5 protein-coding genes are annotated in these 4,955 nt (G+C 72.8%); 3 read left to right on the forward strand and 2 right to left on the reverse strand.

Going from position 1 to position 4,955, the window contains the following annotated elements; all coding sequences use genetic code 11:
- Both OOT08_RS18110 and OOT08_RS18115 read left to right on the forward strand, forming a co-directional pair.
- Positions 1–393, forward strand: a 393-nt coding sequence (locus OOT08_RS18110; protein ID WP_325094279.1) for a glycerol-3-phosphate dehydrogenase C-terminal domain-containing protein, incomplete at its 5' end; no start/stop codon positions are given.
- Positions 390–1,373 carry a diacylglycerol/lipid kinase family protein gene (locus tag OOT08_RS18115; RefSeq protein ID WP_325094280.1) on the forward strand — a complete coding sequence of 328 codons (984 nt, stop codon included), beginning with the start codon at positions 390–392 and terminating at the stop codon, positions 1,371–1,373. The genes OOT08_RS18110 and OOT08_RS18115, both read left to right, overlap by 4 nt.
- A gap of 12 nt (positions 1,374–1,385) precedes the next feature.
- Here the strand turns inward: OOT08_RS18115 and pknB are convergent, their stop codons facing one another.
- Positions 1,386–3,524: a Stk1 family PASTA domain-containing Ser/Thr kinase gene (gene pknB / locus OOT08_RS18120; protein WP_325094281.1), complete on the reverse strand. Its 2,139-nt coding sequence runs from the start codon at positions 3,522–3,524 to the stop codon at positions 1,386–1,388.
- A 162-nt stretch (positions 3,525–3,686) separates the two neighbouring features.
- Between pknB and OOT08_RS18125 the strand changes: the two genes are divergently transcribed.
- Entirely contained in the window at positions 3,687–4,028 is a 342-nt protein-coding gene (locus tag OOT08_RS18125) for an Rv2175c family DNA-binding protein (RefSeq protein WP_325094282.1), read from the forward strand.
- Between the two features lie 84 nt (positions 4,029–4,112).
- On the opposite strand, the gene OOT08_RS18130 is transcribed toward OOT08_RS18125, so the two are convergent.
- Positions 4,113–4,955 (reverse strand): polyprenyl synthetase family protein (locus OOT08_RS18130; RefSeq protein WP_325094283.1); only part of this gene is annotated, 843 nt, incomplete at its 5' end.

Consider the following 4,955-nt stretch of genomic DNA (forward strand, 5'->3'; position numbering starts at 1 on the left):
CGCTCGAAGACCCGGGATCTGCCGCTCGTGGGGGCGCAGGCCCCCGTGCCCGGCGGCCCCGGTATGCCCGGCGGGGCCATCGACTTCCGCGGGCCGCGCCCGGCGGGCCGTCGCCTCGCCGAACGTTTCGGGGCCGAGGCGGGGACGCTGCTCTCGCTCGGGGTCGCCGAGCCCGCGCTGCTCGATCCCGTGCTCCCCGGCCACGACGTGCTCGCCGCCGAGGTGCTCTTTGCGGCCCTCGCGGAGGGCGCCACGACCGTCGACGATGTCTTGGACCGGCGATCAAGACTCGGCCTGACCGCCGCGGGAGCGCGGGGGACCGGGGCCGAGGCGGCGGAGCTTCGCGCGCGCGTTGCGGCCCTCCTCGAGCGGGGCCGGGAGGCGGTGGGATGAGCCCGGCTGAGCCGCTCCCCGCGCCGGGCCGCCGCGCCCTGCTCATCGTGAATCCGAGCGCGGGCCGGGGCCGCGCCGCGAAGCAGCAGGCCCCCGTTGCCGCCGCGCTGCGCGCCGCGGGCTACGCGGTCACCGAGCACCGGAGTACGAACCTGAGCCACGCGACCCGGCTGGCCGCCGCCGAGCCCCCGGAGTCGACGGTGTTCGCCCTCGGCGGCGACGGGCTCATCGGCGCGGCAGCGAACGGGGTCATCGCCTCCGGCGCGATCCTCGTGCCCCTCGGCGGCGGGCGCGGCAACGACACGGTCCGCCGCTTCGGCCTCCCCGTCGACCCGGTCGAGGGCGCGCAGCGCCTCGCGGAGCTCCGGGAGACCCGGATCGACGTCGGCCGCATCCTCGCCGAGGCGGACCCCGCGCTCGGCCGCCCCGAGGACCGGGTGTTCCTCGGGGTGTGCAACGTCGGCTTCGACGGGCTCGCGAACGAGCTCGGCAACGCCACCCGCTTCAACCTGGGCCCCCTCACCTACCTCTACGGCGGCGCGCTCGCGCTCATGCGCTTCGGCAACACCCGCTTCGCGGTGACCGTCGACGGCAGCGCGCGCGCCTTCCGGGGCTGGTTCGTCGCGGTCGGCAACCACGGCCAGTACGGCGGCGGCATCACGATCAGCCCGAACTCCCGGGTCAACAGCGGCCACCTCGACGTCGCGACGCTGGAGGGCGGCTCGGTCGTCCGGGTGGCGCGCACCTTCCTGCTCGCCTTCCGCGGGCGGCACGGGGCGGTGCCCGGATTCCGCAGCGTGCCCGCCCGCACCGTGACGATCGCCCCGGCCGCGCCGGGGAGCGGCCCGGAGCTGAACGTCTACGCGGACGGGGAACGCATCGGCCCGCTGCCGGTTCGGGTGGAAACGGTGCCCGCGGCCCTGCGCGTGCTCATCCACCCCGACGCGCCGAGCCTCGCCGGGGGTCGCGGCGCGGCCTGATCGCTGCGCGTGCTAGCGGGGGAAACCGACCTTGACCTCGGCCCCCGCGGGGATCTTGCTCCCGGCCCGGGGATCGGTGTTGTTCACCTTGACGGCGTTCCAGAGCGCCTCCAGGACGATCGCGTCCACCTTCGGGGTGAAGCCGGCGTCCGTGAGCGTGTTCACGGCCTCGCGCACGGTCATGCCGGACACGTCCGGCACGGGAAACAGCTCGGGGCCCTGGGAGACCTCGATGCCGACGGGGTCGCCCACCCGGACGGGGTCGGTCTGCGGCAGGGCGCGGATGGCCCGGTCCTTGGCGACGTCCGGGTGGAAGACCTCGGTGCGCAGCTCGGCGTTCACCGTCAGGCCCACCCCCTCGAGCTTCTTGGTCGCGTCGGCGACGCTGTCGCCGCTCACCTCGGGAATGGTGCCCGCGGAGACCTCCAGGCTGACCGCGTCGCCCACCGAGACCGTGTCCGAGCCGTAGACGGGCCGAATCACGTGGTCCGCGGGCTGCTCCGCCGAAAAGAAGTCGGCCTGCTTGGCGGTGTCGATCGTCAGCCCGGCCTCCTCCAGCGCGCGGGTGGCCTCGGCGAGGGACGCGCCGATGACCTCGGGCAGCGGCCCCGCGGACACGATCAGGTTGATCTCGCCCTGCTCGGCGTACTCGGGTCCCAGGTCCTCCAGGTCCGCGGTGAGCGTCTGCAGAACGGCGCCCTTCGGCTGATCCGAGAACCGCTCCTCGGTGACCGCGCCGAAGCGGAAGTCGGCGTCGGCGATGCGCTGCTTGGCCTCGTCGAGAGTGATGCCGAGCAGCTCGGGAACGGGCAGGATGCGCGGCCCGGTCGAGGAGCAGAGGGTGATCTCGGACTCGCGCTCCACGCGGGTGCCCACCTCCGGGCTCGCCGAGACCGTATGGCCGACCGGCACGGTCACGCTCGGGCACTCGGTGACGAGCGGGATCAGGTCGTGCTCGCCGAGCATCGCCTGGGCGGCATCGATCTTCAGGTTGACGACCTCGGGGACGCTGACGAGCGCGCCCGGGCCCTGGCCGATCCACCAGCCGCCAACCGCGAGCGCGACGGCGGCCGCGGTGACGAGCGCCGCGGTGACCCGCCCGACGACCGTGCGGCGTTGCCCGGCCGCGTGCACGCGGGAGAGGGGCGTCTCCGCCGGGGCCTCGGCCTCGCCGCCGGGGGGCTGCTCGCCCGTGGTGTGGGGGCCGTTGCGCAGGCCCTGCACCTGGGTCTGGTCGAGCACCGAGGTGGACGGGGTCAGGGAGACGTGGCCGGTCAGTACCCGGGTCGGGTTCAGCCCGGCGGGGTGGCCGGGCACGGCCCGGAGCTGGCGGAGCCGTTCCAGGACGATGGTCGCGTCGCGGGGGCGCGCATCGGGGTCGCGGATCGTGGTCCACCGCACGAGCTCGTCGAGCTCCGGGGTCGCCTCCGGGGTCAGAGTGCTCGGCGCGGGCACATCGTCGTGCGCGTGCTGATACGCGATTTGCATGGGCTGCTCGCCCGTGAAGGGCTGCTGCCCGGTCAGCATCTCGAAGAGCATGATGCCGAAGGCATAGACGTCGCTGCGGGCGTCGGCGATGCCGCGGGTCACGAGCTCGGGGGAGAGGTAGGCGATCGTGCCGAGCAGGGCCTGCCCCGTGGTCGTGTTCGCGCTCGCGGCACGCGCGAGGCCGAAGTCGCCGATCTTGATGCGGCCGTCGTCGGCGAGCAGCACGTTCTCTGGCTTGAGGTCGCGGTGCATGATCCCGGCGAGGTGCGCCGCGCTCAGCCCGGCGAGCACGGCCTCGCTGATCTCGTAGGCCTGGTCGGCCGTGAGGCGTTTCTGGGCGCGGAGCAGGTCGCGCAGGGTGATCCCCGGGAGGTACTCCATCACGAGGTAGGCCATCTCGGAGTCCTGGCCCTGGTCGTAGACGTTCACCACGTTCGGGTGGCTCAGCCGGGCGGCGCTCCTGGCCTCCTGGACGAAGCGCTTCTTGAAGGCGTTATCGTCGGCGAGGTGCCCGTGCATGATCTTGATGGCGACGCGGCGCTCCAGGCGCGTGTCGTTCGCGACGTACACGGTTGCCATCCCGCCCCGAGCGATCCGGGAGCGCACGACGTAGCGGTCGTCAAGAATGCGACCGATCATCGGATCCACGGGGGCAGAGCTCATGCCCTCATCCTACGAAACCAGGGCTGCCCGAGACTGAATCCCAGCCGGTGTGGCGGGCGGGGAACGGGCAAATCCGGGCGTTTTGCTTCGAAGTTGCCCAGATCCTGCCCAAATCGCCGCCCGGGCCTCGCGGCAAGGCCCCGGCTGGCTTAGAGTGAGTCCGTGTCTAAGCAGCTGATTTCAGAGACCGTAACCGTCCCCGACCTCGCTGAGCGCCTCGATCTGAGCGCCAGCAAAGTTCGCCGCATGCTGGAAAACCACCAGCTCGCAGCGCTCCGCATCGACGGGGTGCTCCGCATTCCCGAACTCTTCCTGACGGAAGAGGGCCCCCTCTCGTCCCTGCACGGCACGATCGTCGTGCTCCGGGACGCGGGCTACAGCAACGACGAGGTGATCGACTGGCTCCTCACGGAGAACGAGGCCATCGGCGGCCGCCCGATCGACTCCCTCCGTGCCGGCCGCAAGGCCGAGGTGCGCCGACTCGCGCAGGCGCTGAGCTTCTAGCGCGTCGCGTCGAGCACCGACCTCGAAACGCCGCTGCCGCGATGCCCCAGGGCATCGCGGCAGCGGCGTTTGTGCGTGCGGGGCCTAGGCGTTGCGCGCGGTGGCCCGCTTGGCCAGGGTGCGCAGCGCCGTGACCGCGGTGGGGGCAAGCTCCTCGCCCTCGAGCGCGCGCTCGGCGAGCGCCACGTTCTGCGCGATCATCTGCTCGACCCGGTCCACCGCGCCGCTGTCGCGAATGGTGCGCTGCAGCATCACGATCTGCTCGTCGCTCAGCTCGGGGTCCCCGATCATCTCGTCGAAGAGGCGCTGCGTGCTGTGGCTGAGCTCGGCGCGGGTGAGTGCGATGAGCACGGTGCGCTTGCCCTCGCGCAGGTCATCGCCCGAGGGCTTTCCGGTCAGCTCGGAGTCGCCGAAGACGCCGAGCAGGTCGTCGCGGAGCTGGAAGGCGACGCCGATGGGCAGCCCGAACTCCGCCAGGCGGGTCTCTTGCGCGGGGGAGGCTCCGGCCAGGGCCGCGCCGATGAGCAGGGGGGCCTCGACGCTGTACTTCGCGGACTTGAAGATCAGGACCCGGGTGGAGCGCTCCAGCTGTTCGTCCTCGGGGGCGAAGACGCCCATTTGCTCCTCGAGCACGTCGAGGTACTGGCCCGCGGCGACCTCGGTGCGCATCCGGTTGAAGTGCATCCGGGCGCGGGCGGCGTGCTCCGCGGTGTCGCTCCGGGTCGCGGCGCTCTGGAACGCCTCGTCACTCCAGGACTGCAGCAGGTCGCCGAGCAGGATCGCCCCGGCGACGCCGAAGCGCTCGGCGGAGCCGCGCCAGCCGCCCTCGCGGTGCTCGGCCTCGAAGGCGCGGTGCGTCGCGGGCTCGCCCCGGCGGGTGTCCGAGTTATCGATGATGTCGTCGTGCACGAGGGCCGCGGCGTGGAA

Origin of the sequence: Leucobacter sp. M11 (assembly GCF_035726885.1) — a bacterium.
Classification (GTDB): domain Bacteria; phylum Actinomycetota; class Actinomycetes; order Actinomycetales; family Microbacteriaceae; genus JAPFRB01.